Raw genomic sequence first — 16,315 nt, 5'->3', positions numbered from 1 at the left:
GTCAGGGGGTCGGCTCGGGTAAGCGGACCTCGATGCGCAGGCCGCCGGTGCCGAGGGCGGTCGCGGTGATGGTGCCGCCGTGTGCGCGGGTGATCGACCGGGCGATGGCCAGCCCGAGACCGGCGCCGCCACTGTGGTCGATGCGGTCGCCGGTGAGGCGTTTGAAGGGTTCGAACAGTTCCGTCACGGCTTCGGGGGGTACCGGCTGGCCCGTGTTGGTCACGGTGACGGCAGGAGTCTGGCCGACGGCGACGTGGATCGTGCCGTGCGGGTGGTTGTACTTGACGGCGTTCTGGACCAGGTTCGTGATCAGCCGCTCCAGGAGGACCTGCTCGCCGTTGACGGTCCGTGGCTTCAGGTCGGTGGTGAGCTGGATCGCGGTGGCGGCCGCCGGTCCATGGTGCGCGGCGACGACCGCGGCGGCGATCTCGTCGAGGCGGACCGGCAGCCGGGCGGCCAGGCCCTGGTCGACCTCGCTGAGGACGAGCAGCCCCTCGATGAGGCGTTCGTTGCGCTGGTTGGTCTGCAGCAGCTGGGTGGTGAGCAGGGCTGTCTGCTCGGGGGTGAGCGGCTGCGCCATACCGACCTCGATCAGGATCCGCTGCACCGCGAGCGGGGTGCGCAGCTCGTGCGAGGCGTTGGCGGCGAAGCGGCGTTGCCCCTCGTAGCCTGCCATGATCCGGTCCATCATGTCGTTGATGGCGCGGGACAGCGCGGCGAGTTCGTCCCGGCTGCCGCCGACCGGTTCGATGCGGTGGCCGAGGTTCTGCGGGCCGACCTGCTCGACGACCGGTACCAGGTCACGCAGCGGTCGCAGCACCCAGGAGGTGACCGGGCGCAGCAGCACGAGCAGCCCGGCGACGGCGAACGCGACCAGCAGATCCGGAAGCAGCGAGTACTGCAGGCTCTTCGCGACACCGCAGGCGCCGGTCGCGCCGGTGCAGAACAGGTCGAACCGGTTGATGATCGCGCCGAACAGGGTCGCGATCAGCGGTTGGATGGCGTTGCCGGCGAGCAGGACGGCCGCGGCGACGAGGAAGAAGCGGCGTCGCGGGGTGGCCAGGTTCATCCGGGCTCCGAACCGATGCGGTAGCCGGTGCCGCGGAGTGTCTCGATCACCTGTGGGTCGCCGAGCTTGCGGCGCAGGGTCATCACGGTGACCCGTACCGTGTGGGTGAACGGGTCGACGTGTTCGTCCCATGCCTGTTCGAGCAGCTCTTCGCTGCTGACCACCTGCCCGGCGCGGCGCAGCAGGACCTGGAGCACCGCGAACTCCTTGTTGGTCAGGTGCAGCAGCCGCCCGTCGCGGGAGGCGACGTGCCGGCCGGCGTCGAGGACCAGGCCGGCATGCTCCAGGATCGGCGGGAGGGCGGGGCTGGAGCGGCGGCCGAGTGCCTGGACCCGGGCGACCAGTTCGGCGAACGCGAACGGCTTGGTCAGGTAGTCGTCGGCGCCGAGGCCGAGCCCTTCCACCCGGTCCCGGATCCCGCCGGCGGCGGTCAGCATCAGGATCCGAGTGGCCGGCCGGGTCTGCAGCAGCCAGCGGCACACCTCGTCTCCGCTGCGGCCGGGCATGTCCCGGTCCAGCAGGGCCACGTCGTACCGGTTCACGCCCAGCCGCTCCATGGCGCCGTCGCCGTCGTAGCAGACGTCGACCGCCATCGACTGCTGACGCAGGCCGGTCGCGACCATGTCGGCCAGCAACCGTTCGTCGTCGGCCACGAGTACGCGCACGCCGTCCCTCCCTGCCGGGCCGCCCGAACCGGTTCCGAGGCCGCCCCACCGCGAGTATGCCAGCGCGAACGTCAGGATTCCGTCAGCGATCGGCTCACCGTCGCCGGATCAGCCGCCCGGAAGACTGCTGCCGCGTTCACGTGCAGCCCGGGATTGGAGCGTTCATGAGACATACCCGCAGCCGTCTGTTGCGAACGGTGGCGGTGCCGCTGATCGGAGCCGGCCTGCTGATCGGCGGCGGAGCCTGTGGCGGCCCGGCCGGCCCGGCCGCCCCCTCGTCGGCCACCGGGGCGCCGCAGGCCGAGGCCGGGGGAGCCGGCGGAGCGTTGACGGAGACGGATCCGCAGCGGTGGAAGGTGTACGACGCGAAGGGCGAGACCTGGGCGGCGTGCCTGCGGGAGCACGGCCTGCCGAACGTGAAGTTCCGCTTCCATCTCGACAACGCCGAAACCGCGATCATGGAGCTGGACGGCTACGACCACGTCACCGACGTGAACAGCCCGGCGCTGGAGCAGTGCAAGTCCCTCCAGCCGACCGACAGTGACCGGCCGAAGCCGTTCATGAAGCCGTACACCATGGATCCGGAACAGGTGAAGCAGCAGCTGGCGCTCGCCAAGTGCATGCGGGAGAACGGGTTTCCCGACTATCCCGATCCGGTCACGGACTCGAGCCATCCGCGGAAGCCCAGCAAGTACGACGACAACAAGGCCGGTGTGGAACAGCCGTGGTCGAAGGTGATGCGCGACTGCGTGAAGCAGGTGGGCATCCCGGATTCGCAGCCCGGCGGATGACCCGCCAAGGGTCGTCCGCGGTCCGCGCCATCGCGGTCGGGGTGGTGGTGATCGCCGTCGCCGGCGCCGCCGCCGCGGCGTTCGGACTGGACGGGCGCGGCGCGGACTCCGGCAAGCCCCGGCCCCCGGCGGCGAAGACCACCACCGTGACCCGCCGGACCCTGGTCGACGCGAGCACCGCGGCCGGCCGGATCGCCTACCGGGATCCGGCGCCGGTGATCTCGTCGGCGACCGGCGTCGTGACCTGGCTGCCCGCGGTCGGCACCGTGGTGTTGCGGGGGGATCCGCTGCTGCGCGTCAACGACCAGCCCGTGGTGCTGCTGATCGGCGCGTTGCCGATGTACCGGCAGCTGACCACGGGTACCAAGGGCGAGGACGTCAAGCAGTTGAAGCAGAACCTCAAGCAGCTCGGCTACGCCGGGTTCACCGTGAGCACCGAGTACGACGCCGCGACCGCGACCGCCGTCAAGCGCTGGCAGCAGAAGCTGCAGCGGGAGCCGACCGGCAACGTGGAGATCGCCGACGTGATCTACTCGGCCGGCCCGCTGCGGGTGGCGCGGCAGTCGGTGCGGGTCGGTGCCAGCGCCCCGGGAGAGGTGCTCACCGCGACCGGCACCACCAAGATGGTGATCGCCGCCGTGGCCAAGCCGGACGTGCGGCTGGCCCGGGCGGGCAACGCCGTCACCCTCCAGGTCCCGGGGGGCCGGGAGTTGCCGGGGAAGGTGGTGGCCGTGGGCGCCGACGCCGACCGGATCGTCGCTCTCGACCATGCCGGCGGTGGGGGTGGTACCGCGGACAAGGACTCCGGGAGCACCCTCACCGCCCTGGGCGGCGACCAGGACTCGACCCTGGTGGCGGTGAGCCTGGTGGACGGCGCGGTGCTCGACCTGCCGGACGACGCATCGGTGACGATCCGCTACGTGGCCGCCTCCCGCGCCGACGTGCTGACGGTGCCGGTGCAGGCGCTGCTCGCGCTCACCGGCGGCGGGTACGGGCTGGAGATCCGCGACGCCGCCGGCATCCGGGTCGTGCCGGTCCGGACCGGGCTGTTCGCCGACGGTCAGGTGGAGGTCAGCGGCGAGGGCATCGCCGAGGGGACGACGGTTGGGATGGCGGGATGAGGCAGCAGACGCCGACCGGCGCGGGCACCCGCCCGCCCGTGGTCGAGCTCGAGAACGTCGTGCGCGAGTACCCCGGCGGCGTGCGGGCGCTGGCCGGCGTGTCGTTGGTGATCGGCCCCGGCGAGGCGGTGGCCGTCGTAGGGCGCTCCGGGTCCGGCAAGTCCACGCTGCTCAACCTCATCGGTACCCTCGACCGGCCGTCGTCCGGCCGGGTCAGCATCGACGGGTATCGCGTCGACGAGCTCACCGACCGGCAGCTGGCGGCGCTGCGCGGGCGTACCATCGGGTTCGTCTTCCAGCAGTTCCACCTCACCGCCGGAGTCCAGATCCAGGACGCGGTGGCCGACGGGCTGCTCTACGCCGGGGTCGGTGCCCGGTCGCGGCGGCAGCGCGCCGCGCAGGCCCTGGAACGGGTGGGGCTCGGCCACCGGATGCATCACCGGCCTCACGAGCTCTCCGGCGGCGAGCAGCAACGGGCGGCCGTCGCCCGCGCGCTGGTCGGCGAGCCGAAGCTGCTGCTGGCCGACGAGCCGACCGGCAACCTGGACTCCGGCTCCGGAGCCACCGTCATGGAGCTGCTCACGGCGCTCAACGCCGCGGGTACCACCGTCGTGGTCGTCACGCACGACTGGGAACTCGCCGCGGCCCTGCCCCGGCAGGTGGAGATCGCCGACGGCACCGTGCGGTCCGACCGTGCCCACGGCCACGGCCCGGGGCGGACGCCATGACCGCCGGCCAGCCGCCCGCCGCACGGCTGCGTCCGTCCCGGCTCCGCCCGGGCGACGTGCTCCGGGTCGGGTCCAGCGGTCTGCGCACCCGGCGCACCCGGGTGGTCCTCTCCGCGCTCGGCATCGCCATCGGCATCGCCGCGATGATCAGTGTGGTCGGCATCTCCGCATCCAGCCGGGCCGACCTCGAGCGCCAGCTGGCCGCCCTGGGCACCAACACGCTCACGGCCACACCGACGCCGAGCGCGAACACCGCCACGCCCAGGTTCCCACCGACCGCGGTGCCCATGGTCGCCAGGATCGAGGCGGTGGAATCGGTCTCGGCGGTCGGGCGGCTGCCGGAGGTCGGTGTCTACCGCAACGAGCACATCCTGGCCGCGGAGACCAACGCCATCACGGCCTACGCCGCCGACCTGAGCCTGGCGGATACGCTGCGCATCACCGTGACCTCCGGTCACTGGCTCGCCGAGCCGGGTAATCAGTTCCCGACCGTGGTGCTCGGCGTCGATGCCGCCCAGCGCCTCGGCTTCGACGAGGTCACCGGGAACACCAATGTCGTGATCGGCGACCGGCGTTTCACGGTGGTCGGCATCCTCGGCCAAGTGCCGCTCGCGCCGGAGCTCGACTCGGCCGCGCTCGTCGGCTGGCCCGTGGCCGAGCAGGTCTTCGGCCTGGATTCCGCACCGACCAGCGTCTACACCCGGGTCCGGCCCGACATGGTCCTGCAAGTGCGGGCGCTGCTCGCCAGGACGATCGACCCGGCCGCGCCCTCCTCGGTCAACGTGACCCGCCCGTCGGACGCGTTGACCGCGAAGGCGATCACCGACCGGACCTTCCAGAGCCTCATGCTCGGCCTCGGCGCGGTGGCGCTGCTCGTCGGCGGCATCGGGGTGGCCAACACGATGGTGATCTCGGTGCTGGAGCGCCGTGCCGAGATCGGGCTGCGCCGGGCACTCGGCGCCACCCGCGGGCAGATACGGCTGCAGTTCCTGGCCGAGTCGCTGCTCCTGTCGGCCATCGGCGGCATCGCCGGGGTACTCCTCGGCATCATCGCCACCAGCGGGTACGCCTTCTCCCAGCGATGGATCACCGTGGTACCGCTGTGGGCCACGGCCGGAGGGCTGGCCGCGACCGTCGTCGTAGGTGCGATGGCCGGCCTGTATCCGGCGGTACGCGCGGCACGGATGACACCGACCCAGGCGCTCGCCGCCACCTGATGGGGGCTACCGCAGGATGCCGGTGTGGCCGAGTGAGTAGCGGCCCGGCTGCGGCCACACGCACAGGCCGTGCGGCTGCGTGCCGACCTTGATCCGGGCCAGGAGGTGGCCGTCGGTGGTCGACAGCGCGTAAACCTCGCCGTTGTAGCGGCCCGACAGCCACAGTACGGTGCCGTCGGCCGAGACGCCGCCCATGTCGGGGCTGCCACCGCCGGGGATCTGCCACTTGGCCACGAGCCGGCCGGTGGCGAACTCCAGCAGCGACACCGAGCCCTCGCCGCGATTGGCGATGTAGAGGTACTTCGAGTCGCGGCTGACGTACAGGCCGTGCGCGCCGGCGCCGGTCGGCAGGAACGTGCGCACCGTGAACTGGTCGCCGTCGAGCACCCACACGCCCGAGGTGTGCATGTCGGCGACGTACCAGGTACCACCGTCCGGGGCGATCTTGACGTCCTGCGGCATCGCGTGGTCGCCGGGCAGGTGGAGCCGGCCGATGACCCGCTGCCGCTCGACGTCGACCTTGATCAGGTCGCCGGAGAACTCGCAGGTGGCGATGAAGTACCGGCCGTCGGGGGAGAAGTCGGCGTGGTTCACGCCGGAGCAGTCGACGGTGAGCGAGTTGACGATCGCCATCGTGCGCGGGTCGCGGAAGACGATCTTGTGGCGTGCCTCGGACATCACCATGGCGTAGCGGCCGTCGGGGGTGAAGTAGAGGTTGTACGGGTCGTCGACCGCGATCGGTTTGCCGAACGCGCCGGTCGCCGGGTCGATCGGCGTGAGCGAGTTGCCGGTGTTGTCGTTCACCCACAGGGTGCGCAGGTCCCACGACGGCACGACGTGCTGCGGGCCGCCGCCGACGCGCACGGTCTGGATGATCTTGTACGTCGAGGGGTCGATCACGGTGACGGTGTCGCTGCCGAGGTTCGGCACGTACACGCGGGAGGGGTCGTTCTGCACCGCCGCGGCGAAGGCGTTGGGCCGGTCGGCCGCGTAGATGTCGTGCGGGTCGAGCAGCGGGGGCATCCCGGGCAGGCCGGGCCCGGGGCTGGTGCTCGCCTGGCCGGAGATCGCCGGCGACCCGCCCATGCCCGGCATGTCCGACATGTTGGCGGGCGCGTTGTCGTCGCCGGGGCCGGCGGGATGCGTGTCGCCGGCCGTGCCGCTCGAACAGCCGGCCAGCAGCAGCACCCCGGCGAGCAGCGCGCCGAGCGGTCGGGCGGTCACGTCAGCAGCTCCGAGGCGGTGACCGGGCGCAGGCCGCGGTCGCGCAGGCCGGCAAGGAGCTTCGGCATCGCGGCGACGGTGCCGGCGTGGCCGAAGTGGAGGCTGATGATCGAGCCGTTCCGTACGCCCTGCAGCGTGGTGCGCACGATCGCGTCGGCGCCAGGGTCGGTGTAGTCCAACGAGTCGACATCATAGGACAGGCACGTCGGATAGCCGGCCCGGGCCGCCTGGGTCTGGATTCGCGCGGTGCTGTGCTGGGTTTGCGACGGGCGGAACCAGCGGCCGATCGAGCCGCCGACGGCGCGCAGGGCGGTCGCGCAGCCGTCGATCTCGGCGAATGCCTGCGCCTCGGACATGCTCGTGATGTCGGCGTGGTGCAGGGTGTGGTTGCCCAGCTCGTGGCCGTCGTCGAGGACCCGCTTGGCCAGCTCCGGCTGCTGCTGAAGCCAGACGCCGACGGCCAGGACGGTGACCTTCGTGTGCGCGGCGACGAGCGCGTCGAGCAGGCCGCCGACGACGCCGGGCTCGCCCTGGCCGTGGAAGGTGAGCGCGACGGCCGGAGCGTCGCGCGGGCCGTTGGCCACCTCCGCCGGCAGCGCTCGGGGCGCCACGCTGGGCGACGGAGCCGGTGAAACGGCCGGCGCCGCGGGCGGCGCCGGCGGGGCCTCGGCCTTGGGGGCCGGGCCGTCGCAGCCGCCGAGGGCCGCCGCGCCCGCGGCCAGGAGGAGAGTCCGCCGGTGCATGGAGGTCAGCCTTTCCGGCGGTACCTGAGGGAATCCTGAAGACCATGGAGGGCGACGGCCGCGTCGATCGCGATCTTCCAATGACGACGCGTGGATGTCTGTCGATCCCATACATCGACATTGGTGATATCGTGAAGCCCGCCCTCGCCCTGTCCCGGCTCACCGAAAGGCCACCAAATGCGGCGACTGGCTACCGTCACGGCTTTGGCTCTCGCGCTCGCGGCCCTGCCCCTTGCGCCCGCGTCGGCAAGCGCGACCCCCTCGAGCCCCGCACCGAGCGTGGCTCAGCGCACCGTGCTTCCCCCGCCATGGGTCTACTACTCCGACTTCCCGCTGCTGTGGATCTGCCAGTACGTCGGCAACCAGCTCGTGGCCGCGCAGACCGCCAGGTCCTACACCTGCACCGACGGCGCGCCCGGTCAGCTCGCGCTGTGGTATTTGCCCTACTGATGTAGTCAAGCCCGGCCGCGCGAGGCACGCTGCGTCGCGCGGCAGTTGTATGTGACCGTTCGGCCACAGGGCTCGTACCGCGGCTCATGAAAACCGTTGGTGTCGACGCCGGGTTGCGCATGATCACGGAGACTTCCGGTCCCTGCGCGGTGTGCAGTGCCCGACGGGTGGGACGTGATCGCCGACCGCGAGAGTGCAGGCGTGATCACTCTTGACAGCAAAGTTATGAGGCGTAACCTTTTAGCTGTTCCTCGTAACTAGAGGATGGCGGAGCATGATCATCCTGGCGTTCCTCGCCGAGCACACCCATGCCTAGAGCGGGCCTGAACACCGCCGAGGTGGTGGCCGCCGGTGCTGAGCTCGCCGACGAGGCCGGCATCGGATCGGTGAGCCTCGCTGCTCTTGCCGAGCGACTGGGTGTCAAGGCGCCGGCGCTGTACAAGCACGTCGATGGCATCGGCGACCTGCGGCACCGCATCGCGACCCTGGCGATGACCGAATTGGGCGACGCGGTGCGAGACGCGCTTCAGGGCAAGTCAGGGGCGGACGCGATCGGCGCGCTGTTCACGACGCTGCAGTCCTACATTGCCGAACACCCGGGCCGCTATCGCGCCACCACGGGCGCGCAGTTTCAGGGTGACGACGACCCGTTGCTCGTTGCCGGCACCCGGGTGATCAAGTCGATCCGGGCCGCCTTGTCCGGCTACGGCATTCGACCCGACGAACTCGACCACGCGATCCGCATGCTGCGTTGCATCATCCACGGTTACGCGCTGCTCCAGGCCGCCAACGGCTTTCAGTGGGGCAACGACCCGGATGAGAGCGTTGCCTGGATGATCCGGTTCGTCAACGCCGGGCTGACCGCAGTCGGGACAATGCCCCCTGATCGCTGGATCGTGAGATGAGTTCTTCTGACCGGGACCTGGCCGTGCTCGCCCAGTCGGGCGACATGGCGGCCTTGGGTTCGCTGTTCGCCCTGCACCGGGCCGGCATGCTCCGGGTCGCGCTGAGTGTGCTGCGCCGGCCGGACGACGCCGAGGATGTGGTGCAGGATGCCGCGCTGACCGCGTTGGGCCGGATCGGCGAGCTGCGTGATCCGGCTGCGGTAGGCCCGTGGTTGCGAGTGATCGTACGGAACGCTTGCCGGATGCGGCTGCGCGGCCCGTCGGCGACACTGGCGGAGTCGTTGCCGCGTACTCTGGCCGCTTCGGCCGACCCGCAGCAGGTGCTCGACCGCCATGCGATGCGGGATGGTGTGTGGTATGCGATCGGCCGTCTCGCACCACACTTGCGGACGGTCACCATGCTCCGCTATTTCTCAGCCGTCACCCGCTATGACGAGATCGCGGCGCTCTGCGGCATCCCGGTCGGCACCGTGCGTAGCCGGCTGAACGAGGCGCGCCGGCAACTCGCGGGTCATCTGCTGGCGGTTCGGCACAGCGCGTACGACGGGACGGCCGCGATCATCGAGACACGCCGGCGCGAGGCGGAGCAGGCGGTCGCGGCGGGGCACGCGGGCACGTTCGCGGAGCTGCTGCGTGACGGATGGCGGCGGGATGTCGACGCGACCTGGGCGGATGGCCGGCGCCTGCGGGGCATCGAGGCGATTGCCCGGCACATGGACGGGAGCATGGCGGTCGGCATCAAGCAACGCCTGGCCGGCGTCGTGGCGAGCGAGGGCGTGACGATCTGGGAGATGGACGTGCTGAACCCGCTGGGTGCCGAACGGCCCTGCCCGTCGTACACCGTCTGGCTGTTGTCCTACGACGCGGGGCGGATCGACCGCTTGCGGCTCTACTCCCGGCCGGTCTGAAAAGAATTTCTGGGATACGGCGAACTTTCTGGTTCTCCCGCGCATCTTGGTCGTGACCATCTCCGACCGAAGGGTCCACCGGCAATGTCTTCTCATCCGCTCACGTTCGTTCTCGTACCAGGCGCCTACCAAGGCGGTTGGTCCTGGCAGCCGGTTGCGCAACGGTTGCGGGCCGCCGGCCACGCCGCGGTGGTTCTGACGCTTCCCGGGCTGGCCGACGGCGACCCGCGCACCGGCTGGCACCTGTCGGACGCGGTCGACCACGTCGTGGACGAGGTCGAGCGGCGCGACCTTCGTTCCGTCGTGCTGGTCGCGCAGAGCTGGGGCGGTTATCCGGTCACCGGCGCCGCCCACCGGCTGGGCGGCCGGATCGCGGCAGTCGTCTATTACAACGCCATCGTGCCGGCCAGGGGCGTGCCACTCATCGCCGAGAACCCGGACTACCGGGAGATGCTGCGCGCCGCGATCGAGGCGTCGCCGGACGGCAGTGTGGCGGTCACGCCGGACCAGATGCCGCTGCTGGCGCCGGAGTGGGACGACCCGGCCCGGCAGTTTCTGTACGAGCTCCTCGTCCCGCAACCGGGCGCCTACTACACCGAGGCACTCGACGTGGATCCGGTCACCGAGCTCGGTCTGCCTGTGGCGTACATCGCCAGCGAGAACGATCTGGTTCTGGCCCGGCCCGGACCCGAGTACGCGGCCCGGCTCGGGATTCTCCCGGTCACTGTGCCGGGGGGTCACGAGTCCATGCTGACCCGCCCCGACGATGCGGCCGCCGCGCTGCTGGCGATCTCCGAGAAGTGGCCGGCCGAGGCCGAGGAGACCGCTGGATAAGCTGAACGTCGCCGTCCGGCTATGGGCGGGGCTGTCGCGGCAGTTCTGCGGTGACCTTCGCGAGCAACGCTTGCAGGGCCGCTCGCTCGGGTTGGCTCAGCGGGCGGAGGATGGTCTCCTGGACGTCGTCCATGGCGGTATCGACCCCGGCGATCAGGTCGATACCGGTCGGCGTCGCGTACAGGCGCTTGCTGCGATCATCACCGGGTTCCATGCGGCGCTCGACGAGGCCACGGCGCTCGAGTCCCTGCAGCAGGCTCGAAACCGCTCCCGCGGTGGTACGGGTCATCCGGGCCAGGTCGCGTTGAATCACGCCGGGATTCTGGACGAGGAACGTGAGTGCGAATCCCTGCTCGAAGCTCAGCTCGCGCGCCCGGAACACGTCCTCGGCCGCCTTGCGCTGAGCCCATCCGATCCAGCGCATCGACTCCAGCAGACTTTGCGACGTGTTCTCCGGCTGGATCATGACCAACAACTGTAAATCATCGGTCTCAGCGTGCCTGCGTGGTGGCGTGCTTGGCAGTGCACACCTGGTCCAGGAGCGCGACCAGGCCGTCGGGCGCGTCGATCATCGCGTCATGGCCGCTGCGCAGCTCGAACGAGCGCCAGCCGGCAGCCGGGTCGACCCGGGACAGGTAGGGCATGGGCTCGTCGTGCGGCCCGGTGACGCAGCGGATGTAGACCTGTTCGACGTTGTCGTTCCAGCCGTCCGGCAGGTGCAGCGGCGTGGTGACCGTGGCGTACGGGTGCGGGGTCAACCGGCGCTGCACCCAGGCGAGGTCGTCGCCGTGGACACCCATCGGCGTCGCGTCGTGGACCGGCAGCACGGCGACGCCGTCGATCACGGTGCGCCCCTCGGGGATGAGGTGGCCCGCAGGATGCACGGTGGTGATGCTGTCGCCGTCGACCGGCACCGGGCTGTCGAGATAGACCAGGCGGAGTACGGCCGGGTGCCGCAGGCGGGCGGTGACGCCGGCCGCGACCATGCCACCGTAGCTGTGCCCGACCAGCGTCACGGCGGTCAGTTCCTCCGCCTCGATCATCGCGAGCACGTCGGTGATGTGCGTGTTCAGGTCGACGTCCGGGGTCATCAGGTGGGCTCGCTCGCCGAGGCCGGTGAGGGTGATCGCGTGGACGTCGTAGCCCAGGGCTCGCAGTGGTTCGACCGTTTTGCGCCAGCACCAGCCGCCGTGCTGCGCGCCGTGGATGAGGATCACAGCGTTGCCGGTCATGGGTTGTCCTCCATCGTCAGTGTGGTGTGGTGTTGCCGCGGAGCGGGACGTGCCGGATGAACCAGGAGAGCAGGAAGCCGGTCGCGGCCACCATCGCGGCGCAGAGGAAGACCGCGCCGATGCCGTTGGTGACGGCCTGCTGGAAGAGGTGGCGGGTGGCGTCCGGCAGCGCCTTGACGGCAGCCGGGGTGAAGCCCGCGGCGTCGTGGCCGTCCGGGAAGTCGTTCAGGCGGCTGGTGTAGAGGGAGCCGAGGATCGACACGCCGAGCGATCCGCCCAGGTTGCGCAGGAGCGTGGCGGCGCCGGTGGCGGCGCCGATCTCGCGCATCGAAACGCTGTTCTGGGCGATGAGCGTGGTCGTCTGCAGGCCGCCGAGGCCGGCACCGAGAATCACCAGGTACAGCGTGGTGGTGGTCCGTGAGGTATGCAGCCCCATGGTGCTCACCAGCAACAGGCCCGCGGTCAGTAGTGCGGCACCGGCGATGGGCAGGGCGCGGTACCGGCCGGTTTTGGTGATGAGCTGGCCACCGGCGATGGACACCGCCATCGCGGCGATCATCATCGGCATCAGCAGCAGGCCGCTGCTGGTGGCCGAGGCACCCTGCACGAACTGCTGGAACTGCGGCAAGAACGTCACCCCGCCGAACATCGCGAAGCCGGCGATGAGGCCGAGCGCGCCGGCCAGGCTGAAGTTGGCGGTGGCGAACACGTTGAGCGGCATGATCGGTTCGGCGGCCCGCCGTTCCACGGCCACGAACGTGGCGAAGGCCAGCACGGTCAACCCGCCCAGGCCGATGATCTGCCAGGAACTCCACCGGTATTGGCTGCCACCCCAACTGGTGATCAGCACGAGCGCCGAGATCCAGATCGTGAGCAGCGCAGCGCCGGCCCAATCGATGACCGTCTTGCCCGTGCCCCGGGGCAGCTTGAGCGTCGCCCCGATGACGGCCAGCGCGATCACGCCGAGCGGCACGTTGACGTAGAACGCCCAGCGCCAGGTCAGGTGGTCGGTGATGAAGCCGCCGATCAGGGGGCCGCCGATCATCGCGACCGGCATGACGGCCATCATGACCCCTTGGTAGCGGCCCCGCTCCCGGGGCGGAATCAGCTCGCCGATAATCGCCAGGACGCCGACGATCAGGCCGCCGCCGCCGAGGCCTTGCAGCGCACGGAAGCCGATCAGCTCCGCGATGTTCTGCGCCATGCCGCACAACGCCGAACCGATCAGGAACAGCACGATCGCCGTGACGAACGTGCGCTTCCGGCCGAACAGGTCGCCGAGCTTGCCCCAGATCGGCGTGGAGACCGTGGACGCCAGGATGTAGCCGGTCGTCACCCACGCAAGGTGCCGCAGGCCCCCCAATTCGCCCACGATCGTCGGCAGCGCCGGAGCCGCGATCATGTTGTCGAGCATGGCCAGCAGCATCGCGATGACCAGGCCGCTCATCGCGATCAGGATCTCGCGGTGAGTCGGCTGCGGGCGCGGAACCTCCGCCGGGGGCGCAGCAGCATCAATCCGGTACTCGCTCGTCATCAACAGCTCCTCGCACGCGGCGGCCAGCCTCGAGACCGGACGGCCCCAACCGCATTCGAAAGGTAAACTGTTTAGGCTTATACCGTCAAGTAGTAAACCGTTTGGCCTAGGCGGTCACCGTTCCGCTGGCTGGTCCGGCTGGGGCGTGATGCCGCTGAGCAGGATGTCCAGTGAGGAGAGGAGTTCTTCGGTGAGGTCGAACGGGATGGGTTCTTCGACCACCCAGGCGGTGAGTGTGGCGAAGTAGGTCGCGGCCAGCAGCAGCCCCACGCGCCGGGGGCTGGTCTGCGGATCGAGCTCGCCGGCGTCTCGGGCGTGTGCGACGAAGCGGCTGAGTTCTGTGGCGAGTTCGGGGCGTCCGAGCACGTTGGTCTGGTGCACGGCGGCACTCATGAACGCGACTGTTTCGGCGCGGCTGGCGGTGCTGATCCGGCCGAGTTCGGTGAAGTAGGTGACGAGCACGGTCCGGAGCGGTGTGTCGGTGAACTTGTCGGCAGGCAGCGCCTCGAACGCGCGCTTGCGCCGTCGGGCACTCCACTCATCGACGAAGTCGGTCTTGCGGCGGAAGTGGTTGAAGACGGTGGCGCGCGCGACGTCGGCCCGTTCCGCGATGTCGTCCACCGTCGTGTTGTCGAAGCCTCGCTCGACGAACAGCGTGGCGGCCGCGGCGTAGAGCGCGTCGCGTCGTCGTTCCCGTCCACGCGTGCGACGGTCAGGGCGTCGCTCGATGTCGCTGGAAGGGCCGGAAGACGGCATGTTCAAGTCGGGCCAACCTTAGCGTCCGTTCGATCTGGACTTCAGTCCAAACGAGGACTGTCATCCAAATTCCACCACAGCCTAACAAAGGTGCTAGCCCCGGCTGCGGCATGCCGGCGTTCGGTGCGTCGACCGTGAGGGCATGCTCCGCCGGCGGCCGAAAGGCGATGGTCAGCGTCACGCGCTGTTGTCGTTGCCGCGGCGGGCGAAGACAGTGCCGACGCCGGCGTTGGCGGTCAGCGTTGGGGCGGACCTGGCGGCGGCATGATGCCCCTGAGCTGGAGGTCCAGCGTCGCAACCATTTCCTCGGCCAGGTCGAACGGAGCGGGTTCCGCGCTGATCCACGCGGTCAGCACGGCGACGTAGGACGCGACCAGCAGCCTCCCGACGCGCATCGGGGCGATCCGCGCGGCGATCTCGCCGCGGGCGCGAGCGCGGTCCACGAATTGGCTGATCTCCGTGACGAGCTCCGAACGGGCGAGCACGTTGATCGAGTGCACGGCGGCGCTCATGAGCGCAACCGTCTCGAGTCGGCTCGCGGCGCTGGTCTGGCTGATCTGGCAGAGCTCCGTGAAGTAGCGGGTGAGCACGTTTCGCAGTGGCGCACCTTCGAGGTCGTCGGCGTGGGCCGCCGCTGACGCGCGCTTGCGTCGCCGGGTGGCCCACTCGTCGAGGAAGGCGGCCTTGCGCGGGAAGTGATTGAAGACCGTGGCGCGCGCGACGTCGGCGCGCTCGGCGATGTCGTCCATCGTCGTGCTGTCGAAGCCCCGTTCGACGAACAGGTCGACCGCCGTGGCGTAGAGCGCGTCGCGCCGTCGTTGCCGTCCGCGTGTGCGGCGGTCAGCGGTCTTCACGTCGGGGCCGGGGTCGGAAGACGGTGTCCCCAAAAGTCACTCACCCATTTCTGTGCATCGCTCTTGACGCTGCCGGAACTCGTACCCTACCTTCAATCCAACGTTGGACTTCAGTCCAAGTCTAGATCGAGGTTCTACATCGTACTTCAGATCAGTATAGGACCTTGGTTCAATCTTAGATTTCAGGCCAGGCAGAGGGTGGTCGTGCGGGCGGCCACCAGCCTCCCCGTGCGGGTCCACCAGGGCGGTCCCGCCCCGCGCCATCGATGCATGTACGCAGCTGAACCACTCGGCCATCCGGCCGAGTGCCGAGTCGACATCGAGAGGAAAAGATCATGACCAACACCCTCAACAACACGGCCTATGTGGACGTCTCGGGTGGGCGCGTCGCCTACGAGGTGATCGGGGATGGGCCGCTGGTGGTGCTGTCTCCCGGCATGGCTGACACCCGCAGTTCCTACCGTTTCCTGGCGCCGCTGATCGCCCGGGCCGGCTACCGCGTCGCCAGTGTCGATCTGCGGGGGCACGGTGAGTCCAGCACCGGCTTCGGCTCGTACAGCCACGCGGACACCGCCGGTGACCTGGTCGAGGTCGTCCGCGTGCTGGGTGGCCCGGCGGTGCTGGTGGGTCAGTCCTTCTCGGGCGGGGCGGTGACGATCGCGGCGGCGACGAACCCTGATCTGGTCAGCGCGGTCGTGGAGATCGACCCCTTCACCCGCCCCCCGAGCTACAGCGTGGCCGCGTTTGTGCGGGATGGCCGGTACCGCCGTGGTGCGCTCCTGCTGGGGTGGTTCGCCCTCACCGGAAGTGTCAAGACCTGGTCGAAGTACCTCGACATGGCATACCCGGGGCGTAAGCCGGCCGACTGGGACGCCTGGCTGGCGGCGCTGCAAGCGAACCTGCGTGAACCCGGCCGGGTGAAGGCGGCACAGCGGATGGTGAGCTCGTCGGCGACCCTGAAGCAGGCCGCCGCGCAGCTGGCCGACGTCCGATGCCCGGCGCTGGTGGTGATGGGCCGCGAGGACTCGGACTTCCCGGACCCCGAGGCCGAGGCCGCCGGGATCGTCGGCCGGCTACCGGCCGGGCTGGGCCGCTACCAGATGATCGCGAACGCGGGCCACTACCCCCACGCCGAATACCCGCAGCAGGTCGCCGACATCGTCCTGGCGTTCCTCGCCGAACACACCCACGTCTAGAACAGGCCTGAGCACCTCGCCCCGCCGCGCCCACTGATCGGCCGGCACCCCACATGCCGGCGGTGACCAAGCGCCGGCAGCGCAGGTC

The 16,315-nt window shown here is 70.1% G+C and carries 18 protein-coding genes; 9 read left to right on the top strand and 9 right to left on the bottom strand.

Annotated features, from left to right (window positions below; translation table 11 throughout):
- Nucleotide 1 precedes the first annotated feature (1 nt).
- Entirely contained in the window at nt 2–1,069 is a 1,068-nt protein-coding gene (locus ACQPXD_RS43305) for a sensor histidine kinase (RefSeq protein WP_432828730.1), read from the bottom strand.
- The gene (locus tag ACQPXD_RS43300) at nt 1,066–1,734 is read right to left on the bottom strand and encodes a response regulator transcription factor (protein WP_432828728.1); all 669 of its coding nucleotides are present in this window, start codon (nt 1,732–1,734) and stop codon (nt 1,066–1,068) included. The genes ACQPXD_RS43305 and ACQPXD_RS43300 overlap by 4 nt, the downstream gene beginning before the upstream one ends.
- A gap of 164 nt (nt 1,735–1,898) precedes the next feature.
- Here ACQPXD_RS43300 and ACQPXD_RS43295 point away from each other — a divergent pair, with 164 nt between their 5' ends.
- The 4 genes from ACQPXD_RS43295 to ACQPXD_RS43280 are packed head-to-tail and all read left to right on the top strand — an operon-like array spanning nt 1,899 to nt 5,591.
- The gene (locus ACQPXD_RS43295) at nt 1,899–2,525 is read left to right on the top strand and encodes a hypothetical protein (RefSeq protein WP_432828726.1); all 627 of its coding nucleotides are present in this window, start codon (nt 1,899–1,901) and stop codon (nt 2,523–2,525) included.
- Nucleotides 2,522–3,646, top strand: coding sequence for a peptidoglycan-binding protein (locus tag ACQPXD_RS43290; RefSeq protein ID WP_432828724.1), 1,125 nt, complete (start codon nt 2,522–2,524; stop codon nt 3,644–3,646). The genes ACQPXD_RS43295 and ACQPXD_RS43290 overlap by 4 nt, the downstream gene beginning before the upstream one ends.
- Before the next feature lie 38 nt (nt 3,647–3,684).
- Nucleotides 3,685–4,374, top strand: a complete 690-nt coding sequence (locus tag ACQPXD_RS43285) for an ABC transporter ATP-binding protein (protein WP_432844170.1) — start codon at nt 3,685–3,687, stop codon at nt 4,372–4,374.
- Nucleotides 4,371–5,591, top strand: coding sequence for an ABC transporter permease (locus ACQPXD_RS43280; protein ID WP_432828722.1), 1,221 nt, complete (start codon nt 4,371–4,373; stop codon nt 5,589–5,591). Before ACQPXD_RS43285 ends, ACQPXD_RS43280 begins: the two co-directional genes overlap by 4 nt.
- 6 nt (nt 5,592–5,597) lie before the next feature.
- On the opposite strand, the gene ACQPXD_RS43275 is transcribed toward ACQPXD_RS43280, so the two are convergent.
- The gene (locus ACQPXD_RS43275) at nt 5,598–6,815 is read right to left on the bottom strand and encodes a hypothetical protein (RefSeq protein WP_432828720.1); all 1,218 of its coding nucleotides are present in this window, start codon (nt 6,813–6,815) and stop codon (nt 5,598–5,600) included.
- Nucleotides 6,812–7,558, bottom strand: a complete 747-nt coding sequence (locus ACQPXD_RS43270; RefSeq protein ID WP_432828718.1) for a polysaccharide deacetylase family protein — start codon at nt 7,556–7,558, stop codon at nt 6,812–6,814. Before ACQPXD_RS43270 ends, ACQPXD_RS43275 begins: the two co-directional genes overlap by 4 nt.
- 294 nt (nt 7,559–7,852) lie before the next feature.
- Between ACQPXD_RS43270 and ACQPXD_RS43265 the strand changes: the two genes are divergently transcribed.
- The 4 genes from ACQPXD_RS43265 to ACQPXD_RS43250 all read left to right on the top strand — a co-directional run bounded on the left by ACQPXD_RS43265 (nt 7,853) and on the right by ACQPXD_RS43250 (nt 10,655).
- Entirely contained in the window at nt 7,853–8,008 is a 156-nt protein-coding gene (locus ACQPXD_RS43265; protein WP_432828716.1) for a hypothetical protein, read from the top strand.
- Between the two features lie 308 nt (nt 8,009–8,316).
- On the top strand, nt 8,317–8,913 hold the full coding sequence (locus ACQPXD_RS43260; protein ID WP_432828714.1) for a TetR/AcrR family transcriptional regulator: 597 nt from the start codon (nt 8,317–8,319) through the stop codon (nt 8,911–8,913).
- Nucleotides 8,910–9,821 (top strand): RNA polymerase sigma factor, encoded by a 912-nt coding sequence (locus ACQPXD_RS43255; protein WP_432828712.1) that lies wholly within the window; start codon nt 8,910–8,912, stop codon nt 9,819–9,821. The genes ACQPXD_RS43260 and ACQPXD_RS43255 overlap by 4 nt, the downstream gene beginning before the upstream one ends.
- A gap of 84 nt (nt 9,822–9,905) precedes the next feature.
- Nucleotides 9,906–10,655 (top strand): alpha/beta fold hydrolase, encoded by a 750-nt coding sequence (locus tag ACQPXD_RS43250; RefSeq protein ID WP_432828710.1) that lies wholly within the window; start codon nt 9,906–9,908, stop codon nt 10,653–10,655.
- Between the two features lie 19 nt (nt 10,656–10,674).
- Here ACQPXD_RS43250 and ACQPXD_RS43245 read toward each other — a convergent pair whose 3' ends face one another.
- The 5 genes from ACQPXD_RS43245 to ACQPXD_RS43225 form a co-directional block, all read right to left on the bottom strand.
- Nucleotides 10,675–11,121 carry a MarR family winged helix-turn-helix transcriptional regulator gene (locus ACQPXD_RS43245; RefSeq protein ID WP_432828708.1) on the bottom strand — a complete coding sequence of 149 codons (447 nt, stop codon included), beginning with the start codon at nt 11,119–11,121 and terminating at the stop codon, nt 10,675–10,677.
- A 25-nt stretch (nt 11,122–11,146) separates the two neighbouring features.
- Complete coding sequence (locus tag ACQPXD_RS43240) at nt 11,147–11,887, bottom strand: alpha/beta fold hydrolase (protein ID WP_432828706.1); 741 nt, start codon at nt 11,885–11,887, stop codon at nt 11,147–11,149.
- A gap of 16 nt (nt 11,888–11,903) precedes the next feature.
- Entirely contained in the window at nt 11,904–13,421 is a 1,518-nt protein-coding gene (locus ACQPXD_RS43235) for an MDR family MFS transporter (protein WP_432828704.1), read from the bottom strand.
- Nucleotides 13,422–13,535: 114 nt separating this feature from the next.
- Nucleotides 13,536–14,177, bottom strand: a complete 642-nt coding sequence (locus ACQPXD_RS43230; RefSeq protein ID WP_432844168.1) for a TetR/AcrR family transcriptional regulator — start codon at nt 14,175–14,177, stop codon at nt 13,536–13,538.
- 236 nt (nt 14,178–14,413) lie between these two features.
- Complete coding sequence (locus ACQPXD_RS43225; protein WP_432828702.1) at nt 14,414–15,031, bottom strand: helix-turn-helix domain-containing protein; 618 nt, start codon at nt 15,029–15,031, stop codon at nt 14,414–14,416.
- A 335-nt stretch (nt 15,032–15,366) separates the two neighbouring features.
- Between ACQPXD_RS43225 and ACQPXD_RS43220 the strand changes: the two genes are divergently transcribed.
- A complete protein-coding gene (locus ACQPXD_RS43220; RefSeq protein WP_432828700.1) occupies nt 15,367–16,227 on the top strand; it encodes an alpha/beta hydrolase in 861 nt (286 codons plus the stop codon).
- The last annotated feature ends 88 nt before the right edge of the window (nt 16,228–16,315 follow it).

The sequence above is a fragment of the Dactylosporangium sp. CA-092794 genome (genome assembly GCF_050948465.1).
Classification (GTDB): Bacteria; Actinomycetota; Actinomycetes; order Mycobacteriales; family Micromonosporaceae; genus Dactylosporangium.
The sequence above is the reverse complement of the archived record's forward strand: the minus strand, read 5'-3'. Positions and strand labels throughout refer to the sequence as shown.

Bases quoted from the DNA above. Each gene is read 5' to 3' on its own strand.
- ACQPXD_RS43305 (WP_432828730.1), bottom strand. From the start codon at position 1,069: ATGAACCTGGCCACCCCGCGACGCCGCTTCTTCCTCGTCGCCGCGGCC.
- ACQPXD_RS43295 (WP_432828726.1), top strand. From the start codon at position 1,899: ATGAGACATACCCGCAGCCGTCTGTTGCGAACGGTGGCGGTGCCGCTG.
- ACQPXD_RS43290 (WP_432828724.1), top strand. From the start codon at position 2,522: ATGACCCGCCAAGGGTCGTCCGCGGTCCGCGCCATCGCGGTCGGGGTG.
- ACQPXD_RS43280 (WP_432828722.1), top strand. From the start codon at position 4,371: ATGACCGCCGGCCAGCCGCCCGCCGCACGGCTGCGTCCGTCCCGGCTC.
- ACQPXD_RS43270 (WP_432828718.1), bottom strand. From the start codon at position 7,558: ATGCACCGGCGGACTCTCCTCCTGGCCGCGGGCGCGGCGGCCCTCGGC.
- ACQPXD_RS43260 (WP_432828714.1), top strand. From the start codon at position 8,317: ATGCCTAGAGCGGGCCTGAACACCGCCGAGGTGGTGGCCGCCGGTGCT.
- ACQPXD_RS43255 (WP_432828712.1), top strand. From the start codon at position 8,910: ATGAGTTCTTCTGACCGGGACCTGGCCGTGCTCGCCCAGTCGGGCGAC.
- ACQPXD_RS43250 (WP_432828710.1), top strand. From the start codon at position 9,906: ATGTCTTCTCATCCGCTCACGTTCGTTCTCGTACCAGGCGCCTACCAA.
- ACQPXD_RS43245 (WP_432828708.1), bottom strand. From the start codon at position 11,121: ATGATCCAGCCGGAGAACACGTCGCAAAGTCTGCTGGAGTCGATGCGC.
- ACQPXD_RS43240 (WP_432828706.1), bottom strand. From the start codon at position 11,887: ATGACCGGCAACGCTGTGATCCTCATCCACGGCGCGCAGCACGGCGGC.
- ACQPXD_RS43235 (WP_432828704.1), bottom strand. From the start codon at position 13,421: ATGACGAGCGAGTACCGGATTGATGCTGCTGCGCCCCCGGCGGAGGTT.
- ACQPXD_RS43230 (WP_432844168.1), bottom strand. From the start codon at position 14,177: ATGCCGTCTTCCGGCCCTTCCAGCGACATCGAGCGACGCCCTGACCGT.
- ACQPXD_RS43220 (WP_432828700.1), top strand. From the start codon at position 15,367: ATGACCAACACCCTCAACAACACGGCCTATGTGGACGTCTCGGGTGGG.